Raw genomic sequence first — 24,600 nt, 5'->3', positions numbered from 1 at the left:
GCGAGTCCCTGCCGGTGGCGCGCAGCTCTGGAAAACTAAAACATCGAGGCTTGGGGGGCTGACATGGGAAGCGGGGACAATCCGCCGCCGCCCTTTCTCAGATTCCCGTCAGGTGTTGTGGGTCAGATCCGCCGTTTACGGTTGAGCAGCGGAATCGTGGTCTGCGGGATGTCCAGTTGCCTGGCCTGCCCCGTGGTATGCGTTGCCAGCGCCGCCAGCGTCGGCTGGCTGAACAGCGTCCGCGCATCGACATGCAGGTCGGCCTGACGCATACGCGCCACCAGGCTCACCGCCAGCAACGAATGCCCGCCAAGTTCGAAGAAGTTGTCGTTGCGGCCGATCCGCTCCAGGTCGAGGACCTCGGCCCAGATCTGCGCCAGCCGGATTTCCACGTCGCCTTCGGGCGCCTCGTAGTGGCGGCTGAGTACCGCTTCCGGCCCCGGCGCGGGCAAGGCCTTGCGATCGACCTTGTCGTTGGGGGTCAGGGGCAGCGCATCGAGCTTCACGTAGGCACCCGGCGCCATGAACTCCGGCAAGCGTTCCAGCACATGGGCACGCAAGGCTTCGATGCCCGGCGCGTCGCTGCCGGCGCGCACGGTGAAATACGCCACCAGGCGCTCATCGCGCACCAGCACCACCGCCTGGCGCACGGCAGGATGTTCAATCAGCCGCGCCTCGATTTCTCCCGGCTCCAGGCGCAGGCCTCGCAGCTTGACCTGGAAGTCGTTGCGGCCGAGGAACTCGAGATTGCCATCCGGGCGGTAGCGCACCAGATCACCGGTGCGGTACAGCCGATCACCCGCCACGAACGGGCTGTCGATAAAACGTTCGGCCTGCAGCTTCGGCAGCCCGAAATAGCCCCGCGCGACGCCGACGCCACCGATCAGCAATTCGCCGCTGACACCCTGCGGCACCGGTTGGTCGTGGGCATCGACGACATACAAACGGGTATTGCTCAACGCTGTGCCGATCGGCACCGCATTGTTCGGCACCGGCATGTGCGGTTCGAGCGTCCAGCCGGTGCTGTCGACCGTGGTCTCCGTCGGCCCGTAGACGTTGTGCAAACGCACCCAGGGCAGGCGCTGGCGCACACTGCGCGCCAGAGCGGCGGTGAGTTCGCCGCCGCCGTTAAGCACATCGGTCAGGCTGGTGCACTGGCTGACATCCTCCTGCTCGATGAACTGCTGCAACAACGCCGGGACGAACTTGACCACGGTGATCTGCTGCTCGCGAATCACTTGGGTCACGTAGGCCGAATCGCGGTTGCCATCGGGTCGCGCCAGCACCAGTCGCAGGCCGGAACACAGCGGCCAGAAGATCTCCCACACCGAACTGTCGAAGCTGAACGGGGCTTTTTGCAGCAGCGCGCCATGCTCCGTCGGCGGACTGATCTGCGAGCCCCAATGCACCATGTTGCAGACGCTGCGATGCTCGATCATCACGCCCTTCGGCGTACCGGTGGAGCCGGAGGTGTAGATCATGTAGGCGAGGTTCGCCGCACCGAGGCCCGGCACTTGCAGGTTGTCGCCCGGCGCGTCGTGCCAGGTGCTGCGATCCAGATCAATGACCGGCACACCGGACTCGGCAAGCAGATTGCGCGTCGCCGAATGCACCAGCAACGCCACCGGAGCGCTGTCCTGCAACATGTAGTTCAAGCGCTCCAGCGGGTAGTCGGGATCGAGCGGCACATAGGCGCCGCCCGCCTTGAGAATACCGAGCAGGCCAATCACCAGATCGAGGCTGCGCTCGACGCAGATCGCCACCCGCGTATCCGGTTGCACGCCCCGCTGGCGCAAGTGATGAGCGAGGCGGTTGGCCTGCTCGTTGAGCTGGCGCCAGGTCAGGCGTTGCTCGCCGAACTGCACCGCAATGGCACCCGGTTTGCGCCGCACCTGCTCCTCGAACAACGTCTGCACCGGTTGCCCGGGCGCACACTCGACCTCGGTGGCGTTGAACCCGACCAGCAGTCGCTCGCGCTCGCCAGGCGACAGGATCGACAGACGATTCAGCGACCGTTGCGGTTCCTGCTCCAGCGCTTCGACCAATCCCTTCAACGCCGCATGCATGTAATCGCCAACCCGCTCGGCGCCGATGCTGGTCAGCGCCCGTGCGGTCAGCTGCAAGGCGCTGCCCAGGTCGTCGACACTCATGGTCATCGGGTAGTTGGTACGCTCTTCGTTGGCCAGGGTTTCGATGCCGTGCCAGGCCTGACGTGACGCTTCGTGCTGCGCCTGATCGTCGGTGTGTCGATAGTTGAGCAGCGAGCTGAACAGCGGCGACGGCGATGCAACGCCGCTGCATCGCTGGGCCAGCGCCAGCGACGCGTGTTCATGCCCGAGCAGCCCGGTCAGGCGCGCATGGGTGGCCTGCACCCCGGCCCGTGCCCCGACGCCCACATCCACCCGCAACGGCAAGGTGTTGATGAACACCCCCAGCGCGCGGTCGGCGCCTTCGCCGCCCTGCATGCGCCCCATCAGCACAGTGCCGAACACCACCTGCTCCTGCCCGGAGGTCGCCGCCAGGACCTGTGCCCAGGCGAGGTGAATCAGGCTTGCGACACTCACGCCCAGAAGCCGCGCCTGACTGCGCAGACGTTGCTCCAGATCGGTATCGAGCCTCTGCTGCGACTCGTCGATGCCCCGGCCGTCGCCCTGCACGTTGTGCAAGCCGAATGGCAGGGTCGGCTCGTCGATGTCGCCGAGCATCTCGCGGAAAAAGCTTTCGTGCTCCTGCTCGCTGACGCCCAGGCGGGTCTGGGCCACATAGTTGCGATACGGCACCGCCGGGGCCAGTGGTTCAGCCTGTCCCAGCAGACTGGCCTGCATTTCGTGGCGCATGACTTCCAGCGCGATGTGATCCAGCGCCAGGTGATGGAACAGCAGAATCGCGACGATTCGTCCCAGGGCCGGATCGCGGGCGTAAACCAGACGAATCAACGGCGCCTGGCTGATATCCAGACGATAACGGCGGGCATCGAAGCGTTCATGCAATTGCTCCAGAACATCGCCGGCGGCCGGATCCAGCACGATCTCCTGCACCGGCAATTCGGCCTGCCGCCACACCACTTGCACCGCCGAACTCACGCCTTCCCAAACCACCGCCGTGCGCAGGATGTCGTGCCGCGCCATGACCTGACGCAGCGCCGCCGCAAACGCCTCGACCCGCTCGAGGCCGGTGAACGCCAGACGCGATTGCAGCAGGTACGGATCGCCCTGTGCGGCGGTGATGTGGTGATACAGAATGCCTTCCTGCAGGGGCGCCAGCGGATAGATGTCCTGCACGTTGGCCGCGCCGCCCGGCACCGTGGCGACGATGCGGTCGATGGAGGCCTGATCCAGTTGCACCAGCGGCAGCAGGTCCGGGGTGATGCGCGGGCAGTCCGGCGGAATGCGATTGGCCGGGACTTCGACCTCGCGGCCACTGCCGACTGACGCTGCCAATGCCGCCAGCGTCGGCTGGCCGAACAGCACCCGCACGTCACTGCTCATGCCGGCCTGGCGCATGCGCTCGATCAGGTTCACCGCCAGCAATGAATGCCCGCCCAGCTCAAAGAAATGATCGTGACGCCCGACACGCTCGACTTGCAGCAACTCGGCCCAGAGCTGCGCCAACAGCACCTCGACATCACCTTCGGGCGCTTCGTACTCGCGCCGGATCAAGGCCTCCGGCCCCGGCGCCGGCAGCGCCTTGCGATCAAGCTTGCCGTTGGCGGTCAGCGGCATGCTTGCCAGACGCACATAGGCACCGGGCAGCAGCGAACTCGGCAGACGGGTTTTCAGGTGTGCATGCAACCGGGTGATGTCCACGGGCTCGCGTTCGGTGAACCAGGCCAGCAACTGACCGTCGCGCACCATGACCACCGCCTCCTGCACGGCCTCGTGACTGCTCAGTGCCGCCTCGATCTCACCGGGTTCTATGCGCACGCCACGGATTTTCACTTGATCGTCGTTGCGCCCCAGGTATTCGAGGGTGCCATCGCTGCGCCAGCGCGCGAGGTCGCCGGTGCGATACATGCGCGCGCCCGGGCGGGCGCTGAACGGATCGGCGAGGAAGCGTTCCTCGGTCAACTGCGGACGATTCAGATAGCCCCGGGCGACGCCCTCGCCCCCCACGTACAGTTCACCCGCGATACCGAGCGGCACCGGTCGCTGTCGATCATCGAGCAGATACACCGACGTATTGCTCACCGGTTTGCCGATGTGCAGCACGCCGCCCGGATGAATCGGCCCCGAGGTGGCGACCACGGTGGCTTCGGTCGGGCCATAGTTGTTGATCACCGCGAATGTCTGCGCCTGCTTGAACTGGCGCAGGCGATCACCGCCGATGAGCAGCGTGCGCAGGGTCGGGTGTTCGAGTTGACGGCTGAAGGCGTATTCGGCGATCGGGGTCGGCAGGAAGCTCACGTCCAGCGGTTGCGTGCGCCACCATTCCAGCAGCGCGCCGATGTCTTCGCTGCCGTCGTGAGTCGGCGCCAGGTGCAGCGTCGCCCCTGCACACAAGGCCGGCCAGACTTCCCAGGCCATGGCGTCGAAACCGAAGCCGGCCAGGCTCGAGGTGTGTTGCCCGGCGCGCAGCCCGAACGCCGCACAGTGCCAATCCACCAGGTTGCTCAGGGTGCGATGCTCGACCATCACCCCTTTGGGCTGCCCGGTGGAACCGGAGGTATAGATCACGTAGGCCAGGTGGGTCGCGTTCAGTTGTGGCAGCGTCGGATTGGCCGTTTTGTCTGGCCAGGTGCGGCGGTCGAGCTCGATCACCGGCACCGCCAGCGTCGGCAAGCGTTCGCGCAGAGCGCTTTGGGTCAGTACCGCAACCGGCGCGCTGTCATCGAGCAAATAGTTCAAGCGCTCGGCCGGGTGCGCGGGGTCCAGCGGCACGTAGGCAGCACCGGCCTTGAGGATCGCCAGCAAGCCGACCAGCGTGTCCAGCCCCCGACGGGCCACGATCGCCACCCGGTCATCCGGCTGCACGCCGAGCCCGAGCAGATGATGGGCCAGTGCATTGGCCTGATGGTTCAGTGCGCCGAAGCTCAGGTGTTGTCCCTGGAAACTCGCCGCCACGGCATCGGGCCGCTGCTGTGCCTGGGTTTCGCAGCGCTGGTGGATCGTCATTCCTTGCGGGTAAGCCACCTGCGTGGCGTTCCACTGCTGCAACAGGATTGATTCGGCTGGCGTACTCAGACAGAAATCGCCAGCCGGCAGATCGGCATTCTCAAGGCCCTGCTCCAGCACCAGCAGCAAGCGCTCGGTCAGCGCCCGGACTTCATCGGCGTCAAAGTAGGCCTCGTTGTACACCAGATACAGACTGTCCTCATGCCTGCTGCGGTTGCTGAGCAAATGCACCGCCAGCGGTGTGCCTTCGTCGTGATTGGAGACCTTGATCACCCGCGCCTGCGCCTGGCCGTAGCGGTACTCGTGCGCGTCGTGCTCGTAGGACACGGTGACTTCAAACAATTGCGAGCGATCCTCGCGCAGCAGGCCCAGGGCGCGGTTCATCTCGCTCAGGGGAAAACGCTGATGGCGAAAATCCTTTTTCAGTTCGTCGCGGATCGCCACGATCAGTTCGCGGAACGTCAGGTCACGGCCGAACCCCATGCGTACCGCGCTGACCTGGGTGAACAGGCCCAGTGTGGATTTGAAACGGGCGCCGGAGCGATTGAGCAGCGGCACCCCCACCACCCATTCGTCGCGCTGGGCGGTTCGGCTGAAATACACATGCAACGCCGCCAGCAACACATGGAACGCCGACGCACCGGACTCGCGGGCCACGTGCTTCATGCGCTCATGCAGTTGCGCGGAAAACGCCGTGGAAAAAATCCGCGTCGGCGCTGCTTCCCTGACAAACCGCTCCTGATAGCGCGGCAACAGCAACGGCTCTGGCAGGCTGCGGTACTTGTCGAGCCAGTAGTCGCGGTCATGCGCATAACGCGCGGACTGGTAATAGCGCGCATCGTCATGGATGAAGTCGACATAAGACGGCGCGGAGTCCGGCGATGGTTGTCCGTCGGCCAGGGCGTTGTAGATCTCGTCCAGCGACTTGAGCATCTCGCCGAAGCCCCAGCCGTCGGTGATCAGGTGATGGGCGAGGATGGACAGCCAATGGTGCTGGCTGTCCAGCCGTACCAGCGTGAGACGAAACAGAGGCCCGCCATCAAGGATGAATGGCTGCTCGATGCGCGCCTGAATCAGTTGTCGTGCCGCCGACTGCGGATCGGGCTGCGCGGAAACATCATGCACCTGCATCGGCGCCGGCAATGCCGGGGCAAAGCGCTGCAACGGCAAGCCGTGCTCGCCGGCCCCCGGCAACAGGATCGTGCGCATGGCGTCATGCCGGGCCACGAGGCCTTCAAGTGCCCTTTGCATCAGCGCCGGGTCCAGCGGGCCGGTCAAGTCGACATATCCGCCGATGTTGTACAGCGGCGAGTCACCCTGGCGCAGTTGATCGAGCCAGATGTCCCGTTGGGCGGTGGTCAGCGGAAAGGTTTCGCAAGTGGCGGACAGTCCGTGCGCCGCGTCGACAGCAAAATGATTCATAAGATCCGTCTCATGGCTATATCCCGGTATTCAAGCATCGGCCCTCTAGCCCGCATGACACTTGAAACCCGGACACTTCCGCCCTGCCCACGGCGCGCCTGCCGACCTTGCAGTGCGGGAAAATGTGGTGATCCGTCCAAAAGCTCACCGAGGAATGACTGAAAATCTTGTAGGACAATCGCCAGTCACACCCGTAGGGGACTGCCTCAGCCCATCAGGTCAACGCCGCAGTGCCCATGGTTTGCTGGGCCATCAGCCGACCGCTCTGACAGACCGGGCCATCGGGGCATCCCTTAGCACGCCAGAAACGTCGAAGTTCTTTTTCGGAAACAGTGGCAATTTGTGTCCCCGATTTCCCTTACAGACGTAGGACAAATCATTGGGCTTAAATCCCGCACCTATCCATTTCAGGGAGAAAGGATTGCGTGGGAACTCGCAGGTGGATGCACGGCAGACGATTCGGTGATGGCTTTAAATCAGGGATGACAAGGATATGAATCTGACCGGCAGTCTTCGCAACATGGAAAACCCGCACTTTTATCGGCAGCTGGGCGATCTGATCGCCAGCACCGGCGACGAGCTGTTCGCCACCCGCATGTACCAGTTGGTGGACACGCTGGTGCCGGTGAGCCGGGTCGATCTCAGTGAATGGATTCTGGATGAGCGTCAGTCCAGTGTGGTCGAGATCAAGGCGCTGGGCAGCGCCGGGCTGCCGCAATCGCTGGCACCGCCGGACCCGCTGGCGAGTCCGGACGACCACCCGCTGCTGCAACAAATGATTGAAATGAACGACTCGCTGTTGATCCAGTTGAAGGCTTCGCTCCAGCATCGACCTCCGCACCACAGCGTCCATCAGTGCAATCTGGTGTCGCGCACTTCGAACCGCCGCTGCGTCATCGCGTTCTGCCGCCTCCATACAGACCGGGTGTTTTCCCTGCCGGAGCTGTCGTTCTTGAAGAGCCTGTCCGACACCCTGCTGCCACTGATCGAGCACCACGCGCAGATCAGCCGCAAAACCAGCGCCCGGCTGGCCCGGGTGCCGCTGTCCGACCCGGAACAGACGTCATTGCCGCAAGTGTTCGACGAGCGTCTGGCCCTCAATGACATCAGCCTCTCGGCACGGGAGAAGGAAGTCTGCCTGGGCCTGCTGACCGGCGGCACCGTGCCGCAACTGGCCGAACGGTTGCGGGTCAAGAACAGCTCGATCGAAACCTACCTCAAGCGCTCGGCCGCCAAACTTGGCGTCAGCGGCCGGCATGGCCTGGCGAAATGGATGGCCGGTGCCTGACCTGAATCCGGGTGCGGCCCCTGCGCTGCCCCGCCTCCTCCGTGTACGAGATGATGTGATGCCTGATTTATCCGTTTCCCTGCTGAGCGCGTCCCTGACCGTGGCCCTGCTGCTCGGCGGCTGCACGTTGATTCCTGAATATCAGCAGCCGCCCTCGCCCAACCCGGCGCATTACCCGCAAGGCCCGGCCTACGCCACACAACCGCCGCCGATGCTGGCCAACGACGATTGGCGCAGCGTGTTCAACGACCCGGTGCTGCAACAGTTGATCGAAAGCGCGCTGGTCAATAACCGCGACCTGCGCGTGGCGGCGCTCAACGTCGAGGCGTTCCAGGCGCAGTACCGGATCCAGCGCGCCGACCTGCTGCCGGCGGTGTCGGCCAATGCCACCGAATCACGTCAGCGCGTGCCGCCCAGCGTGACCCGCACCGGCCAATCGACCATCACCTCGACCTACGGCGTGAACCTGGGCATCAGCGCCTATGAACTGGACTTCTTCGGCCGGGTGCGCAGTCTCAGCGAACAGGCGCTGATGACGTTTCTGGCCAGCGAAGAGGCGCGGCGCAGCGCGCAATTGAGCCTGGTGGCCAACGTTGCCAACGCCTATCTGACCTGGCGCGCCGATCAGGAACTGCTCGAGCTGACCCGCCAGACCCTGGCCGCCGACGAACAGAGCCTGCGCCTGACCACCCGCAACCGCGAGGCGGGCAAGTCGTCGGCACTGGATCAGATCCAGGCACAGACCAGCGTCGACAGCACCCGCGCCAGTCTCGCCCGCTATCAGCGTCAGGTGGCCCAGGACTTGAACAGCCTGACCCTGCTGGTCGGCGCAGCCGTGCCCGAAACATTGCCGGCGCGTCCACTGGCCAGCGATCTGGTGGCGCAAATGCCGGCCGGACTGCCGTCGGAGCTGCTGCAACGCCGGCCGGACATTCTCCAGGCCGAGTACAAGCTCAAGGCTGCCAACGCCAATATCGGCGCGGCCCGGGCGGCGTTCTTTCCCAGCGTCAGCCTGACTGCCAGCGCTGGCACCTCCAGCCGCGAAATGTCCGACCTGTTCAAGGCCGGCTCCGGCGCCTGGACGTTCCAGCCGCAAATCAATCTGCCGATTTTCAACGCCGGCAGCCTGCGGGCCAGCCTGGATTATTCGAAATTGCAGAAAGACATCACGGTCGCCGAGTACGAGAAGTCGATTCAGACAGCCTTTCAGGAAGTGTCCGACGGACTGGCGGCGCGCAAAACCTACCAGGAACAACTCCAGGCCCAGCGCGATCTGGTGCAATCCACCCAGGACTACTACGACATGGCGCAGCACCGCTATCGCAGCGGCGTCGACAGCAGCCTGACGTTCCTCGATGCGCAACGCTCGCTGTTCAGCGCCCAGCAAACCCTGATCACTGATCGCCTGGGACAATTGGTCGCACAGGTGAATCTGTACACCGCGCTGGGGGGCGGCTGGAGCGCTGCGGAGCCCGTTCGCCGCTGATTACCGGGTCATTTTTTCTTACACCTTTTATCGCCCGATCCGGCAATGCCCGGCCTTCGAAGGCCGGCGCGGCGGATCATTTTGGTATGATGCGCCGCTTTTACGGTTAACCGCCCGCCAGTCTTGTCGACCGGAGGGCTTCAAAAGGCGGTATGAAATGACGGCTTTGTTGACTCGCCGCAAGGTGCTTGCGGGAATGGGTGTACTCGGCCTTGGCCTGCTCGCCGGCTGCGACACCCGTGGCCAACTGTCGTACAAGTACGGCAAGGATCTGAGCGACAAGATCCTCGGACGCACCTTCAAGCTCAAGGACACCGACGGCAACACCGTGTCCCTGTCGAGCTATCGCGGCCTGATGCCGATGATCTTCTTCGGCTTTACCCAGTGCCCGGCGGTCTGCCCGACCACGCTGGCCCGCGCGGCGAAAATCAAGAAACTGATGGGCAAGGACGGCGACCGCCTGCAGGTGATCTTCATCACCCTGGATCCGGAGCGCGACACGCCTGAAATCCTCGACGCCTACGTCAAGGCTTTCGACCCGAGCTTCGTCGCGCTGTACGGCACGCTCGAGGAAACCAAGGCCACGGCCAAGGAATTCGACGTGTTCTTCGAGAAAGTCCCGGCCGGCGACACCTACACCATCTCGCACACCGCCACCAGTTACGTCTACGACTCCCGGGGCGAGCTGCGCCTGGGCCTGTCTACCTCGCTTTCGGCACAAGAGTGCACGGAAGATCTGCTCACCGTTATGGAAGTCTGCTGATGAACGCTGCCCTGAACACCCTCAAACGTGCTGTATTCGGTCTGTCCCTGCTGGGCCTGGCGTTCCAGGTTTCGGCACAGACCCAGGTCGACGACGCCTGGGTACGTGGCACCGTTGCCAACCAGTCGGCCAGCGGCGCCTTCATGACCCTCACCGCCGACAGCGACAGCAAACTGCTGAGCGTCGCCTCGCCCGTCGCCAGGGACGTGCAGATCCACGAAATGACCATGAAGAACGACGTGATGAGCATGGGGCCGGTGAAATCGGTCGATCTGCCTGCCGGCAAAGCCGTCAAGTTCGATCCGAACGGCTACCACGTCATGCTGATGGGCCTGACCGGCCCGCTCAAGGAAGGCGACAGCGTGCCGCTGACCCTGACCGTGGAAAACGCCAAGGGCGAAAAAGAAGTGCTTGAAGTGAAGGCGCCGGTTCGCGCGCTGACCAACATGGAAGGTCACGATCACAGCAAGATGCACTGATCGCTGACTGGAATGCAAAACGGGGCGGCATGATCGACGATCATGCCGCCCCGTTTTGCATTGCACCTCAGGCCAGTTTCACTTCGACCTGAATATTGTTGCGCGTGGCCTTGGAATACGGGCACACCTGATGCGCCGCCTCCACCAGTTTCTGCGCCGCCTCACGCTCCATGCCCGGCAGGCTCACATTGAGCCGCGCCTGCAACAGATACCCACCGGCATTGGTGCCCAGATCCACCTCGGCATCCACCGCCAGATCCTTGGGCAGACTGATTTTCTCCTGCCCCGCCACCGCTTTCATCGCACCGATGAAGCACGCCGACCAGCCGGCCGCAAACAGTTGTTCCGGGTTGGTGCCGCCGCCATTGGAACCCGGAGACGACAGCTTGATGTCGAGAATCCCGTCGGAACTGCGTGAAGCACCGTCACGCCCGCCGGTGGTGTGGGTTTTCGCGGTGTAGAGCACTTTTTCGATCTGGCTCATCGTCATCTCCTGATTGGTAATCTGACTTTTCGACGCGTGTTGCTTGCGCCGCCCGTTTCACACAGCCCACTGACTATAGACGCGGGGTCATGACGCACTGGTGAAGCGGACGTATGGACTGTCGGCGGCACTTTTATGGAAAGCGTGCTTTACATCAAGAAAGCCATCAAAGACTATGTAAAGCGTCTTTTACATAGGAGGTAGAGAATGAAGCACTTCAACCGCGAAATGGTTGCTGCGATGGCGTTGTACATCGTGGTATTGCTGACATCGCAATTCGCCTTGCTGTACCTGGCTGACGCGAGTCTGTGGCTGCGTACCCTCATTGTGCTGATGCCGATGATTCCGGTTTGCCTGTTCTGCTGGGCCATCGTGCGCGACATGCGCCGCCTGGACGAAATGTACTTGCGCATCCAGTTCGAAGCCCTCGGCTTCGCCTTCGCCGCATCGGCACTGTTGACGTTCAGCTACGGTTTTCTGGAGAACGTCGGCGCACCGCACATCCCGTGGCTGTGGGTCTGGCCGGTGATGGGTCTGACGTGGATGATCGGCCTGCGCATCGCCAAGCGGCGCTACCAATGAAAAACCGCCTCAAGGATCTGCGCGCCGAGCGCAAATGGTCGCAAGTCGATCTGGCCGAACGCTTGAACGTGTCGCGCCAGACGATCAACGCCATCGAGAACGAACGCTACGACCCAAGCCTGCCGCTGGCGTTTCAGATCGCCCGGGCATTCGAGATGCCGATTGAAAGCATCTTTGATGATGGCATCGACCCGCGCAGCGAAGACTGAGAGCGGTCAAATGCAAACGGCGAAGGCAGGCTGCCTTCACCGTTCTGGATGGCCGTCAGTGAGTACGCGCCAACAACCGGCTGATATTGCTTCGCGAAGCCTCACGCACATAACGCTTGCTCAGCTTCGTCATATGCAAATTCAGGCCATGAATCAGCAACAGGTTGCGCTTGGCCGCCTCGGCTTTGAGAAGGTAATAGATCACCATCCCCGCCGGCGCGCCCCACCAGCCGAAGAACCCGGCCGCCACGGCCGAAGTCGCGATGCAGGCAAGCAATGGAAGGACACTGGAACGGCGCGGGAGGATTTCCCCGTGAAGCACTTTCCCGTCCGACAGTGACGTAAGCCGGGAATCGGTGTGATTGAACACGCAGACCGCGCTTTTCAGCTCACCATTCGGCACACAGCCGTACAGCACCGAAATCTCGTCCCCTTGGTTGACCTCCAGGTGCTTGTTGTAGAGGTCCAGCGGCAGATGCCCCTCATCGGTCTTGACCCAAAAGCGATCATGGCGCGCGCCAGCAGGCGTCGCCTCCCACTCATGGCGGACCATTTCACCCCGAAAATCACCAAACTCCACAACGACCCGTCCACGGGTGAACGCTTGCATGCCTATTCCTTGAGAGATCCACGCCGGACGACGTGCAAGAGCAGATTCGTAAGACGCGAATGCTACTGAGTGGCCATCATCGTGTCCAGAAACCGGCGCTGACGCCGCCGTTCACAGCACGCGGGTTTTGCGCTTTACCGGCGCGGGCAGAAAGCGCCGCGCGGTTTCCACGAATGGCAGGACGATCAGGCCATACAGCGTCAGGTAACGCTCGCGATCCTGTTCCCCGGTTCCGAAGCGCAACGCCTCGGGGGTTGAGGTGGTGACGTACAGCGTGCCGAACATCCAGTCCCACAGCGACAGGTTGATGGCGAAGTTCTTGTTGAAATGACGGGGTGCGTCGCTGTGATGGATCTGGTGCTGGGCCGGGCTGTTGAGCACATGCTCGACCTTCGGCCCGAACGACAGCCAGACATGTGTGTGGCGCAGATTGGCCCCCAGGCTGTTGACGATCAGCGCCAGCCAGGTCACGCCGAACAGGGTATAGCGGCTGATCTCACCGCCACAGGCGTACCAGACCACCCCGGCGAAGGCGCCGAGGCCGGCGGTGATGGTGATGCGTTCGAGGATCGACTCGACGATGTGAATCCGGCTGGCGGTCGCCGGAACCAGCACCGGGGCCGAATGGTGGACCTTGTGGAATTCCCACAGGTAACGGGAATGAAAGGCCCGGTGAATCCAGTAATGCAGAAAGTCCCTGAACAGAAACACGCCCAGCCCGTAAGACACCGCGAGCCACGGGTGATCCGGCAACTGTTCGCGGGCACCCCAGAGTCGGGTGAAGAACTGCACATAATCGCCCGAGCGCAGAATATGCGGGTCGATGAGGCCAACCACGGGCAACACCAGGGCGACTCGGAGAATGCCCTTGATGAAGTAATAGCGATAATCCAGCCATGCCGAACGGTGCCCATGAACCCGGCCGCCGCCAATGAACTGCCAGAACGAGCGCGCCTCGGTCAGGCCCCGGGATTTTCGCTGGCGAAAAAGAACGTAGGCCAGGCCGTAAGACATGAGGATAAACACCACCCCGAGGCGACCATTGAGGTCGAACAGGCTGACGAATTGTTCGGTGACCGGCGCGATCACCCATTGATGGAGCTGGACCAGGAACGGCGCTGAAGCATCCACAGCGGTCAATCTCTTTCAGAGGTCGCGCATTGTAAATCGCAGTTGTTCGCAATTGCAGTGTCAAACGGATCAAAGGCGCATTTAAACAGCTTGAAACATAAAATCCGCCGCTCCACCGCATCCGCCACACACCGGCATGACCCCCGTCGTGGACGCCGATCAAGGCCTTGAGCGATCCCGCCGCAGGAAACACGCTGCCGACAGCGGCGCTGGCGCGCCGTTTAAAAGGGCGATCCGAACGCCCGCCCTTGTTATCATCGCGCACACTTTTATGACGATTTCATGGCTGGAAGGTCTTTTTTTGTGAGCGCTCTTTATCAATGGCTGCGGCACCCTCAGGCCCGCCTCTTCTCCCTGATCCTTCTGGTGCTGATGGTGCCCGTGGGCCTGCGTGCGGCACTCGGCTGGTCGAGCCCGTTCGGCTATCTGTCGGACCTGGCGATCGGCAGTCTGCTGGTGGTCGCGCTGCATCGCCGGCCGTGGTGGCTGGCGTTGCCGGTGCTGTTGTTCTGCGTCCTGCTGAGCGTGGCGACGGCAGAACTGGTCAGCGCGGTGGGACGCCTGCCGAACCCGGCGGATCTGCACTACCTGATCGATCCGCAATTCGTCGAGAACTCCACCGGCGGCGGTTTTGCTCATCCTGAAGTGGCTGTCGCGCTGGTGCTGGCGCTGCTGCTGTGGCTGCTGACCCATTGGGCGAGCCGCGCCACACCGGCGCCGGCCCTGCCTCGCGCGCTGTGGGCGGCACCGGTGCTGTTGTTCGGGGCACACTGGGGCGCGCAGAACCTCTCCCCCAGCGACGACGACCCATGGCGCCTGTACAACCTGCCGCACCAATTGCTGGCGACCCAGGTTGCCGAAGGACAGATGCAGGCCGAGGACTGGCTGGCCGGCGACGTCGAAGAAGCCGCACCGCCGATGACCGGCCTCACTGATCTGGACCTCAACGGCCACAAATTGCTGAGCGCGCCGGGTCAGGCGCGCAACGTCCTGATCATCGCCCTGGAAGGCATCCCCGGCGCCTACATCGGCGCCAACCGCGAGGCGATCGGCAGCCATTACCAGGAAGACCTGATGCCCAACCTCAGCCGCTGGGCCGAGCGCGGCATGAACACCCCGGATTACGTGCTGCACACGCACCAGACCATTCGTGGCCTGTACGCCATGTTGTGCGGCGACTATGACAAGCTCAACAACGGCACGCCCAAGGGTGTGGAAATGCTCACCCAGCACGAGCGCAATCAGGCCTGCCTGCCCGCGCAACTGCGCCAGAACGGCTTTGCCACCCACTACCTGCAAGGCGCCGGCCTGCGCTTCATGGCCAAAGACAAGATCATGCCGCACATCGGCTTCGATGCGACCCATGGCCTGGAATGGTTCACCAACGCCAATTACCTGGAATTCCCGTGGGGCAAGGATGACAAGGCGTTCTTCGAGGGCGCGCTGGATTACGTCGGTCAACTGAAGAAACAAAAGCAACCGTGGATGCTCACCCTGTTGACCGTCGGCACCCACCAGCCCTACTCCGCGCCGGACGAATACCTGCAACGCTACGACACGCCGAAGCAGGCTGCCGTCGGTTATCTGGACGATGCGCTGGAACAGTTCCTCAGTGGCCTCGAACGCCAGGGCGTGCTCAAGGACACGCTGGTGGTCATCACCTCCGATGAGTCCCACGGCATCGATGGTGTGCGCCTGGCGTCGTCCTGGGGTTTCAACCTGACCCTCGCTCCCGAGCACGCGCAACTGCCACGCCTGAACGCCGGGGTCTATGGTCACGTCGATCTGAGCGCTTCGATTCTCGATTACTTCGACCTGCCGGTGCCCTCGGCCCTCAGCGGTCGTTCGCTGTTTCGCGACTACGATTCAGGGCGCGAAATCATGTCGTTCACCAACGGCAAACTGCGCTACCACAACGGCCAGGGCGTCTTTGCCGAGTGCGACATGCCCCGCCGCTGCCGCTACTACGCCAGCGAAGGTTTCATCGCCGAGCGCGCGACGTTCAAGGGCAACTCCAACAGCCAGAACGCCCGGCAGATTGCCGCCCGCGCCACTGCGCTGGACGCCTCGTTGCTGCGCACGCCACTGAACCAGCACTACCAGTTCGGCAGCACCAACGTCATTCCGCTGCAAGCGCAGATCAAGGACGACTGGGCCGATAACCTGATCGGCGCGCAATACCTGGAAATGCCCAAGGGCTCGCACACTCGCGTGCGTCTGACCGTACGTTCGGTGGATCCACAGCAGGCGGCGTACATCCAGCTCAAGGCCAAGGAGTTCGAGCAGGACGTGCAACTGGGCCTGCCAGCGGAAATGGTCGCCACGGCGGATCAACCGCTGGAAATGGATTTCAGCTTCGACAACCCGCAGCCGCGCAAGGCGTTCTCGTTCCATCTGCTGGGATATGGGTTGGGTGCGGTGGAAGTGACGGATTTCAGCGTGATCACTGAACTGCCGGGGCAAGATGATTTGCTGGATGAATTGCCGGCCGACGATACCGAGCAATCGAGTTGATGGGTGAGCCAACGTCTCACACCCGCTGAGACGTTGGCGTACAGGCTGTTTGCGGACAATCAGAACGTGGTGCGCAACCCGACCTGAATGCTGCGCCCTTCGGCCGGCGCGATGTCGCGCAGGATCGAACTGGCGTAGCGCACGGTTTGATTGGTCAGGTTCTCAGCATTGACGAAGGCCAGCCACTTGCTCTGGCCGATATCAAAGTTGTAACCCACATTCGCCCCCAGTGTGGTGTAGCCATCGGTGCTGCTTTCATTGTCCGGCACGCGATGCTGCGCGCTGGCGTGCTCGACATCGATCCGCGCCTGCCAGCGATCCAGACTCCACAGCAAACCGCTGTTCAAGCGCAGCGGCGCGATGCGCGGCAGGTCTTCGCCGGTGTCGAGGTTTTTCGCCCGGGTGTAATCGCCGGACAGCTCCAGGGCAAACTTGCCGTAGGCGCTCTCGCCCAGCTCCCAACGATCCTGCGCTTCGACACCGCTGAAGCGCGCACGCACGCCGGAGTAGGCATATTCAGGAATGCCATCGGCGTCCTGCTCCCCTTCGTCATTGAGCGTGCGACCGGTGCCCAGCAGACCGATGTAATTGGAGAAGTGACTGTAGAACACACCGACGCTGCCCTTGTGAGTGCCGTTGTCGAAACGCAGCGCCAGGTCGCTGGACACGGCTTTTTCTTTCGACAGGCCGGCATCGCCGACTTCATAGGTGCCGGTCGCGACGTGGGCGCCGTTGGCATACAGCTCGTAGAACGTCGGCGCTCGTTCGGTGTAGCCAAGGGTGGCGGCCACCGACCAGATTGGTGTCAGGGTGTACACCGCGCCGGACGACAGACTGCCAGCGGTAAAACTGCTGGAACGGTCGGCATTGGCAAAGCGCTCGTTGCCTTTGGCGTCCGGGTCGACGGTGGTGTGTTCCAGTCGTCCGCCGAGGGTGAGCAGCAGTCGATCCGTGGCTTGCAACTCTTCGAGAATGAACAGCGCACCGGCATTGGTGTCGGTTTGCGGAACGAACGCTTCTTCACCCAGGGCCGAGAATTCATTGCGGCTGACCTGGGCGCCAATCACCCCGTTGAGCGGCCCGAGCGGCTGGTGCCGCGCCTCGACCCGCGCCTCGTAGCCCTTGTTCTTGAACGTGGTGCCCGTTTCCCCGCCTTCGATTTCCCGGTGTTCGTAATCGGTGTACCCGGCGTCGAACTTCACCGAACTGAAAGGGCCATCGAGATTGCGAATCTCCGAGGCGAAGGCGTAATGCTCCTGCTGCATGCGAATCCGCACATCGTCTTCGGCCGGCGAGCCGTAGTTCGAGTCGTAATTGCTATAGGACAGGCCGGCGTAGCCATCGTCCCAGGTGTAGGAACCGCCGACCGCTCCGCCATCCTGACGGCCGTCGCTGTTGGCCAGGCGATGCTTGTTCGAGTCGCCATCGTCGTTGGCGCGTTCGCGGCTGGTCCTGGCGTATCCAGGGATTTTCAGGTCGTTGAATTCGCGAGCGCTGGCGTCCACATGCAAGGCGAATTGGCCGTTGCCCGCCTCCAGTTTGCCGGCGCTGCTGCGGGTGGTGTCGGCGCCGCCGTAGCGCAGTTCGCCCGCACCGTGAATACCTTCGATGGCTTCGGTCGGAATGCGGTTGTCGAAGGTGTTGACCACCCCGCCGATGGCGCTGCCGCCGTACAACAGCGCCGCCGGGCCACGAACGATTTCAACGCGCTCGACGTTGACCGGGTCCAGCGGCACCGCATGGTCGTAAGACAGCGAGGAGGCATCCAGCGCCCCGACGCCATTGCGCAGAATGCGAATGCGGTCGCCGTCCTGGCCCCGGATGATCGGCCGACTCGCCCCCGGACCAAAGTACGACGACGAGACGCCCGGCTGCCTGTTCAGGGTTTCGCCCAGACTGCCCTTCTGCTGAAACGTCAGCTCGTCACCCGCCAGCACCGTCGACGGGGATGCGAGGGTTTGGCTGCCGAGGGGGTTGCCGGTGATGACTTGCGGTTGCAGTTCGAGGGTTTCGGCGGCGAACACCGGCGCTGCAAACAGCAGCGCGGTGGCCAGGGGTGTCAGGCGTCGCGGGAGGGGTCGAGAACGGGCGGGCATTTCAGAATTCCGTGAGCAGAAAAGTGAAAGTCGCTGGCAAACAGCAATGCCAGAGACAGCATGAAACAAAATTAATGTTATACAATAACATTTCTATTTGCCATCACTGTTCTCGCCATGGATTTGCAACAAGCGCTCAAGCACGCGGTTCTTGCGGGCTCAACCGATTTTTCGAGGGGCATTAATGCCGCGTAAAAACCTGAAAGCTTTCGCCTATCAGCGTCCAATAGTCGGCCTATTAGCCGACTGGCAAAGTCGGGGCTAGCCTTACTACTCCGAAGTCGGCACGAGCCGGCCGCAGAAGACCTGATAAGGACCCGGACATGGCAAATGAATCGAAATGCCCGTTCAATCACGCCGCCGGCGGTGGCACAACGAACCGCGATTGGTGGCCGAATCAACTGAACCTGAAAATCCTGAGTCAGCACTCGCCCAAGTCCGATCCACTGGGCAAGGACTTCGACTACGCCAAGGCCTTCAAAAGCCTGGATTTCCAGGCCCTCAAGCGCGATATCAACGCGCTGATGACCGACTCTCAGGACTGGTGGCCCGCCGACTTCGGCCACTACGGCCCGCTCTTCATCCGCATGGCCTGGCACAGTGCCGGCACCTACCGCACCGCTGACGGCCGGGGCGGCGCCGGCTCCGGCCAGCAACGCTTCGCCCCGCTCAACAGCTGGCCGGACAACGTCAGCCTCGACAAGGCCCGGCGCCTGCTGTGGCCGATCAAGCAAAAGTACGGCCGCAACATTTCCTGGGCCGACCTGATCGTGCTCACCGGCAACGTCGCGCTGGAGTCCATGGGCTTCAAGACCTTCGGTTTCTCTGGCGGACGCCCCGATGTGTGGGAGCCGGATGAGGACGTGTACTGGGGTTCGGAAAACAAGTGGCTAGGCGGCGACAACCGCTATGGCAAGGACCCGGAGGCCATGCAGCCACCTGGCGACGGCACCCTGGTAGCGGAGCCGGCAGAACACGGCAACGAAGCAAGCCGCACCAACCAGGGCGAACGCAATCTGGAGAACCCGTTGGCCGCCGTGCAAATGGGCCTGATCTACGTGAACCCGGAAGGCCCCGAGGGCCATCCCGATCCGGTCGCCTCGGCCAAGGACATCCGCGAAACCTTCGGCCGCATGGCCATGAATGACGAGGAAACCGTGGCCCTGATCGCCGGCGGCCACGCCTTCGGCAAGACCCACGGCGCCGGCCCTGCCGACAACGTCGGGCCGGAACCGGAAGCTGCCGGTCTGGAGCTTCAAGGCCTGGGCTGGAAAAGCACGTTCGGCACCGGCAAGGGTGGCGACACGATCACCAGCGGCCTGGAAGTGACCTGGACCACTACGCCAACGAAGTGGAGCAACAACTATCTGGAAAATCTCTACGGCTTCGAGTGGGAGCTGACCAAGAGCCCGGCCGGCGCCCATCAATGGAAACCGAAAAACGGCGCCGGGGCCGGCACCATTCCCCACGCCCACGACTCGAGCAAACGCATCGACCCGAGAATGCTCACCTCCGACCTGGCCCTGCGTTTCGACCCGGCCTATGACCAGATCTCGCGGCGCTTCCTCGCCAATCCGGATCAACTGGCCGACGCCTTCGCCCGTGCCTGGTACAAACTGATCCACCGTGACATGGGGCCACTCTCGCGCTATCTCGGCCCGGAACTGCCCAACGAAGAATTGCTCTGGCAAGACCCGATTCCTGAAGTGAACCACCCGCTGATCGATGACAGCGACGTGGCAGCACTGAAAAGCAAAGTGCTGGCCTCCGGGCTGTCCGTCTCGGAACTGGTTTCCACCGCCTGGGCATCAGCCTCGACCTTCCGTGGCTCGGACAAGCGCGGCGGTGCCAACGGCGGGCGTCTGCGTCTGGCGCCACAGCGGTTCTGGCAGGCCAACCAGCCGGAGCAACTGGACAAGGTGCTCAAGGTACTCGAGGGTATCCAGAACGACTTCAATGCCGCAGGCAAAAAAGTCTCGCTGGCAGACCTGATCGTGCTGGCCGGCAACGCCGGCGTCGAACAGGCGGCGAAAAATGCCGGGCATACCGTCACCGTGCCGTTTTCGCCGGGTCGCACCGATGCCTCGCAGGAACAGACCGATGTCGACTCGTTCGGCTTCCTCGAACCGCACACCGATGGCTTCCGCAACTTCGCCAAGACCACGTATCGCGTGTCAGCGGAATCTCTGTTGATCGACCGGGCGCAACTGCTGACCCTTTCGGCACCGGAAATGACCGTACTGATCGGCGGCCTGCGGGTGCTGGACACCAACGTCGGCAAAACCCGCCATGGCGTGTTCACCGACCGGCCGGGAACCCTGACCAACGACTTCTTCAGCAACCTGCTGGACATGGGCGTGGAATGGAAACCGACCTCGGCGGCGGCGGACGAGTTCGAAGGTCGCGACCGCAAGACCGGTGGCGTGAAGTGGACCGCCACTCGTGTCGACCTGGTCTTCGGCTCCCACGCGCAATTGCGTGCGCTGGCGGAGGTGTATGCCAGTGCGGATGCAAAAGCGCAGTTCGTCAGCGACTTTGTGGCGGCCTGGGCCAAGGTGATGGATCTGGACCGGTTTGACTTGAAAAAATAGAGGGGTTGCAGGGACAAAAAACGCCGCTTTTAAGCGGCGTTTTTTATGGTCTGGCTGAGGGGAAGGCCTTGAATCAGGCCAGGCTTTTGCTGACCACTTCGTACACATCGCTGGACAACTGACCCGATGCCAGAATCCGCTCCAGCTCGCCTTTCATCAACGCCTGACGGGCGCTGTCGTACTTGCGCCAGCGGGTCAGCGGCGCCAGTTGGCGCGAGGCGATCTGCGGATTGAAACCGTTCAGCTCGATGACCAGATCCGCCAGGAAGCGATAGCCCGAACCATCGGCCGCATGGAAGTTGATCAGGTTCTGCCCGGCAAACGCGCCGACCAGCGCACGCACCTTGTTCGGGTTCTTGATGTTGAACGCCGGGTGCTGCATCAGCGCCTTCGTGCGCTCCAGGCCGCCGGGCAAGGTGCTGCCGGCCTGCACGCTGAACCACTGATCCATGACCAGCGGATTGTCCTTGAAGTGCTCGGCGAAGCTCGCCAGCGCCTGGGCTTTCTGCTCATCGAACGGCGAGTTGACCAGTACCGCCAGCGCAGTCAGGCGTTCGGTCATGTTGTCGCAGGCGTCGAACTGCTCCAGCGTCGCCGCCAGCACTTGCGGCTTGCCGCTGAGCATCAGGTACGACAGCGCGATGTTCTGCAACGCGCGACGGGCAAAATGCTCGGCCTCGGCCACGTACGGGGTTTGCTTGGACAGGTCGCGGTTGGCCTGATAACGCAGCCACAGGGCTTCGAACAGGTTGTCCGCCAGTTGCTGGCGCGCGAACTCGCGAGCGGTATGGATCGCCTCGACGTCAGCGATTTCACTGATTTCGGTCAGGTAGGCTTCGCTTGGCAGCGAAAGCATTTCCGCGACCATGGCCTGATCCAGGCTTTCATCGGACAACACCGTTTTCAACGCAGAAACCAGACGTGGATCGAGAACCAGCGCCTCGCCCTTCTGCTGCTGCTCGATCAGCTCTTGCAAGACCTGCACCGACAGCTGCTGGCCGGCATCCCAGCGGTTGAAGCCGTCGCTGTCGTGCTGCATCAGGAACATCAGTTGATCGCGGTTGTACGGGAAGCTCAGTTTCACCGGCGCCGAGAAGCCGCGCAGCAACGAGGGCAGCGGTTGTTCGGCGATGTCGACGAAGGTGAAGGTCTGCTCGGCCTCGGTCACGGAAATGACCCGGCTGGTGCCTTGCGAGGAGGCTTCACCGGCCAGACGCAGCGCGATTTCATGACCCTGGCTGTCCAGCAGACCCAGCGCCACCGGAATCACGAACGGCAGCTTTTCCACCTTGTCCGGCGTCTGCGGGCAGCTCTGGCGGAAGGTCAGGCTGTAGGTTTTCGCCGCTGCGTCGTAGGACTCGCTCACCGCCAGGCGTGGCGTACCGGCCTGGCTGTACCAGCGCTTGAACTGGGTCAGATCGACGCCGTTGGCATCTTCCATGGCCTTGATGAAGTCATCGCAGGTCACGGCCTGCCCGTCATGGCGCTCGAAGTACAGGTCACTGCCCTTGCGGAAGCCTTCGGCACCCAGGAGCGTGTGGATCATGCCGACCACTTCCGAACCCTTTTCGTACACGGTCAGGGTGTAGAAGTTGGAGATCTCGATGAAGCTGTCCGGGCGCACCGCATGGGCCATCGGGCCGGCATCTTCGGCGAACTGGTGGGTACGCAGGTAGGCCACGTCCTGAATGCGCTTGACCGTGGCCGAGTTCATGTCGGCGGAGAAACCGGAATCGCGGAATACGGTGAAACCTTCCTTGAGCGACAGCTGGAACCAGTCGCGGCAGGTCACGCGGTTGCCCGACCAGTTGTGGAAGTACTCGTGGGCGACGATCGCCTCGACCCGCTGGTGCGCGGCGTCGGTGGCGGTTTCGGCGCGGGCCAGCACGGCGCTGGAGTTGAAGATGTTGAGGCCCTTGTTCTCCATAGCGCCCATGTTGAAGTCGTTCACGGCAACGATCATGAAGATGTCCAGATCGTACTCGCGACCGTAGACCTCTTCATCCCAGCGCATCGACTTCTTCAGGCTGTTCATGGCGTGCTGGCACTTGTCGATGTTTTCCGGCTCGACGTAGATGCGCAGCGCCACTTCACGCCGGGTCATGGTGGTGAAGGTGTCTTCGACGCACCACAGGTCACCGGCCACCAGCGCGAACAGGTACGCCGGCTTCATGAACGGGTCTTCCCAGGTCGCCCAGTGCCGGCCGTCTTCGCCAGGGCCGGAAGCGATCGGGTTGCCGTTGGACAGCAACACCGGGTAGCTGTGCTGCTCGGCGACCACCGTGGTGGTGAACTTGCTCATCACGTCCGGGCGGTCGAGGTAATAGGTGATCTTGCGGAAGCCTTCGGCCTCGCACTGGGTACAGAACATCGTGCCGGACTTGTACAGGCCCTCCAGCGCGGTGTTGGTTTCCGGGTGGATTCTGACGCTGGTGTCGACCGTGAAAGTGGCGCTGGCCGGTTGCAGGGTCAGGTGGTTTTCGCTGAGCTGGTAGTCAGCGGCGCTCAGTTCCTGGTCGGCCAGGGTCACCGACAGCAACTCCAGTTGCTGACCGTCGAGCACCAGCGGCGGCAGGCCCGGGCCGCGCGCAGGATTGCGGCGCATCACCAGTTGCGCATGAACCAGGCTGTGATCCTCGAACAACTCGAAGGTCAGGTGCGTTTCGTCGATCAGGTACTCGGGCGCCTGATAGTCCTTCAGGTAAATCATCTTCGGTTGTTCGGTGCGCATGCTGGAGTCCTTATTGATGCACGGCGAGCTGATAAGCCGTGTACTTGCGAATATTGATCACGCCGGTGTCGAAGATCAGGTACTGGCCCTTGATCCCCAGCAGCGTGCCTTCGGCAATCGGGTTCTTGTCCAGGTTGAAGCTGACGATTTTGGCCGGGTATTGCTCGATCGGATAGCGGATTTCCAGCGGATCGACATCGGTAATCGTCTGAATTGCTTGTAGGCCGAATCGCTCCTGCAAGCCTTGCAGGCCTTCGGCGCAGCTTGCAAACAGCTGATCGCGCACCTGCGCCAGATCCACCGCCGCCGCATCGCCCTTGAGCAACGCCCGCCAGTTGGTCTTGTCCGCCACCTGGCTGCGGAACAGGTCTTCGACGAACCCCGACTGCTGGCGAGTGGCGACGCGCATGATCGGCAACGCCTGGCTGGCGCCCTGGTCGAGCCAACGGGTCGGCAACTGGGTGGCACGGGTGATGCCGACCTTGATCCCCGACGAGTTCGCCAGGTAGACCACATGATCGGTCATGCAGAACTTCTCGCCCCACTCAGGCTCCCGGCAGGTGCCGGCGTCGAAATGGCAGCGCTCCGGGCTCATGATGCAGATGTCGCACTGGGCCAGTCTGGTCATGCACGGGTAGCAATAACCCTGGCTGAAACTGGTTTTGGTCTTGCGTCCGCAATGGGTGCAGTGGATCGCCCCCAGGTATTCCAGACGCACCGTGCTACCGATCAACGGATTGACCGGCACCTCGACATCATCCAGACGAAACGCGTATTGCACGGTCGGCCCGTCCAGGCGTGCCGACATTTTGCTGATTGCACCGCGGCCAATCTCGATCAATGGATGGCATCCGACTTGAACAGGATGTTCGGCACTTCGATCGATTTCGATGCACACTCCTGCGGCCCCATGTAACCGGTGCGCTGGTCTTCCGGCAGGTTCTGGGTTTCCCAGGCGATCATTGCCTGCAACGACAGCTCACGCTGCTCGGCGGTGAGCTTGCCACCGTCGGACCACTTGCCGATCTCCACCGCCAGTTTCAGGCTCTGGTAGATGTCGGGGGTAATGTTCTTGATCAACTCGTTAAAAGAGGACATCAGGG

16 protein-coding genes are annotated in these 24,600 nt (G+C 62.7%); 8 read left to right on the top strand and 8 right to left on the bottom strand.

Going from position 1 to position 24,600, the window contains the following annotated elements; genetic code table 11:
- Nucleotides 1-122: 122 nt before the first annotated feature.
- Nucleotides 123-6,533, bottom strand: a complete 6,411-nt coding sequence (locus KVQ74_RS23145) for a non-ribosomal peptide synthetase (RefSeq protein WP_217833694.1) — start codon at nt 6,531-6,533, stop codon at nt 123-125.
- A gap of 493 nt (nt 6,534-7,026) precedes the next feature.
- Here KVQ74_RS23145 and KVQ74_RS23140 point away from each other — a divergent pair, with 493 nt between their 5' ends.
- The 4 genes from KVQ74_RS23140 to KVQ74_RS23125 all read left to right on the top strand — a co-directional run bounded on the left by KVQ74_RS23140 (nt 7,027) and on the right by KVQ74_RS23125 (nt 10,549).
- Nucleotides 7,027-7,821 carry a helix-turn-helix transcriptional regulator gene (locus KVQ74_RS23140; RefSeq protein ID WP_217833693.1) on the top strand — a complete coding sequence of 265 codons (795 nt, stop codon included), beginning with the start codon at nt 7,027-7,029 and terminating at the stop codon, nt 7,819-7,821.
- 58 nt (nt 7,822-7,879) lie between these two features.
- Nucleotides 7,880-9,307, top strand: a complete 1,428-nt coding sequence (locus KVQ74_RS23135) for an efflux transporter outer membrane subunit (protein WP_217833692.1) — start codon at nt 7,880-7,882, stop codon at nt 9,305-9,307.
- Nucleotides 9,308-9,464: 157 nt separating this feature from the next.
- Nucleotides 9,465-10,070, top strand: coding sequence for an SCO family protein (locus tag KVQ74_RS23130; protein ID WP_217833691.1), 606 nt, complete (start codon nt 9,465-9,467; stop codon nt 10,068-10,070).
- Nucleotides 10,070-10,549, top strand: a complete 480-nt coding sequence (locus KVQ74_RS23125) for a copper chaperone PCu(A)C (protein WP_217833690.1) — start codon at nt 10,070-10,072, stop codon at nt 10,547-10,549. The genes KVQ74_RS23130 and KVQ74_RS23125 overlap by 1 nt, the downstream gene beginning before the upstream one ends.
- A 67-nt stretch (nt 10,550-10,616) precedes the next feature.
- Here KVQ74_RS23125 and KVQ74_RS23120 read toward each other — a convergent pair whose 3' ends face one another.
- Entirely contained in the window at nt 10,617-11,033 is a 417-nt protein-coding gene (locus KVQ74_RS23120) for an organic hydroperoxide resistance protein (protein WP_217833689.1), read from the bottom strand.
- Nucleotides 11,034-11,240: 207 nt separating this feature from the next.
- Between KVQ74_RS23120 and KVQ74_RS23115 the strand changes: the two genes are divergently transcribed.
- Nucleotides 11,241-11,615, top strand: a complete 375-nt coding sequence (locus tag KVQ74_RS23115; RefSeq protein WP_217833688.1) for a hypothetical protein — start codon at nt 11,241-11,243, stop codon at nt 11,613-11,615.
- Nucleotides 11,612-11,824, top strand: a complete 213-nt coding sequence (locus KVQ74_RS23110) for a helix-turn-helix transcriptional regulator (protein ID WP_217833687.1) — start codon at nt 11,612-11,614, stop codon at nt 11,822-11,824. The genes KVQ74_RS23115 and KVQ74_RS23110 overlap by 4 nt, the downstream gene beginning before the upstream one ends.
- A gap of 55 nt (nt 11,825-11,879) precedes the next feature.
- Here KVQ74_RS23110 and KVQ74_RS23105 read toward each other — a convergent pair whose 3' ends face one another.
- Together KVQ74_RS23105 and KVQ74_RS23100 are read right to left on the bottom strand one after the other, a co-directional pair.
- Nucleotides 11,880-12,434: a hypothetical protein gene (locus KVQ74_RS23105; RefSeq protein ID WP_217833686.1), complete on the bottom strand. Its 555-nt coding sequence runs from the start codon at nt 12,432-12,434 to the stop codon at nt 11,880-11,882.
- A 111-nt stretch (nt 12,435-12,545) separates the two neighbouring features.
- Nucleotides 12,546-13,565 (bottom strand): sterol desaturase family protein, encoded by a 1,020-nt coding sequence (locus KVQ74_RS23100; protein ID WP_217833685.1) that lies wholly within the window; start codon nt 13,563-13,565, stop codon nt 12,546-12,548.
- 303 nt (nt 13,566-13,868) lie between these two features.
- On the opposite strand from KVQ74_RS23100, the gene KVQ74_RS23095 reads away from it, so the two are divergent.
- A complete protein-coding gene (locus KVQ74_RS23095) occupies nt 13,869-16,079 on the top strand; it encodes an LTA synthase family protein (RefSeq protein ID WP_217833684.1) in 2,211 nt (736 codons plus the stop codon).
- A gap of 59 nt (nt 16,080-16,138) precedes the next feature.
- On the opposite strand, the gene KVQ74_RS23090 is transcribed toward KVQ74_RS23095, so the two are convergent.
- Nucleotides 16,139-18,175 (bottom strand): TonB-dependent receptor, encoded by a 2,037-nt coding sequence (locus KVQ74_RS23090; protein ID WP_217833683.1) that lies wholly within the window; start codon nt 18,173-18,175, stop codon nt 16,139-16,141.
- 323 nt (nt 18,176-18,498) lie between these two features.
- Here KVQ74_RS23090 and katG point away from each other — a divergent pair, with 323 nt between their 5' ends.
- Nucleotides 18,499-20,766, top strand: a complete 2,268-nt coding sequence (gene katG / locus KVQ74_RS23085; RefSeq protein ID WP_217833682.1) for a catalase/peroxidase HPI — start codon at nt 18,499-18,501, stop codon at nt 20,764-20,766.
- A 73-nt stretch (nt 20,767-20,839) separates the two neighbouring features.
- Here katG and pepN read toward each other — a convergent pair whose 3' ends face one another.
- The 3 genes from pepN to KVQ74_RS23070 are packed head-to-tail and all read right to left on the bottom strand — an operon-like array spanning nt 20,840 to nt 24,595.
- Nucleotides 20,840-23,497 (bottom strand): aminopeptidase N, encoded by a 2,658-nt coding sequence (gene pepN, locus KVQ74_RS23080; RefSeq protein ID WP_217833681.1) that lies wholly within the window; start codon nt 23,495-23,497, stop codon nt 20,840-20,842.
- 10 nt (nt 23,498-23,507) lie between these two features.
- Nucleotides 23,508-24,338: a DUF2797 domain-containing protein gene (locus tag KVQ74_RS23075; protein ID WP_217833680.1), complete on the bottom strand. Its 831-nt coding sequence runs from the start codon at nt 24,336-24,338 to the stop codon at nt 23,508-23,510.
- Nucleotides 24,335-24,595, bottom strand: coding sequence for a YeaC family protein (locus KVQ74_RS23070; protein WP_217833679.1), 261 nt, complete (start codon nt 24,593-24,595; stop codon nt 24,335-24,337). Before KVQ74_RS23070 ends, KVQ74_RS23075 begins: the two co-directional genes overlap by 4 nt.
- Nucleotides 24,596-24,600 lie beyond the last annotated feature (5 nt).

Source organism: Pseudomonas botevensis, assembly GCF_019145475.1.
Taxonomy (GTDB): Bacteria; Pseudomonadota; Gammaproteobacteria; order Pseudomonadales; family Pseudomonadaceae; genus Aquipseudomonas; species Aquipseudomonas botevensis.
The sequence above is the reverse complement of the archived record's forward strand: the minus strand, read 5'-3'. Positions and strand labels throughout refer to the sequence as shown.